The organism is Pseudomonas sp. AC463, from assembly GCF_979253585.1.
Genome location: NZ_CEEDDZ010000139.1, coordinates 1 through 430, shown reverse-complemented (window position 1 = coordinate 430; position 430 = coordinate 1). Strand labels below are relative to the sequence as shown.

The window sequence follows — 430 nt, the reverse complement described above, 5'->3', positions numbered from 1 at the left end:
GATGCTGGTACAGCACCGGATCGCCGCCACCGGCGGGATCGAAGAAGGTGGTGCCGAAGTTACGGTCGGTCAGCAGCATCGTGATCGCCGCGGCGAGGACCGGGAGGGCCAGCAGCAGCAGGAACGCGGTGACCAGCATCGACCACACGAACAGCGGCATCTTGTGCAGGGTCATTCCCGGCGCGCGCATGTTGAAGATCGTGGTGATGAAGTTGATCGCGCCGAGGATCGACGACGCACCCGCGAGGTGGAGCGACAGGATCGCCATGTCCGTCGATGGTCCGGGCTCGCCATAGGTCGACAGCGGTGCGTACAGCGTCCAGCCATTGCCCGCGCCGCCGAAGAAGGGCGATGCCAGCAGCAGCGTGAAGGACGGGATCAGCAGCCAGAAGCTGATGTTGTTCATGCGCGGCAGGGCCATGTCCGGCGC

General features: G+C 65.3%; 1 protein-coding gene. It reads right to left on the bottom strand.

Annotation, left to right across the window (positions count from 1 at the left end; all coding sequences use genetic code 11):
- Positions 1 to 430, bottom strand: a 430-nt coding sequence (locus AC0IYH_RS29480) for a cbb3-type cytochrome c oxidase subunit I (RefSeq protein WP_471837590.1), incomplete at both ends; no start/stop codon positions are given.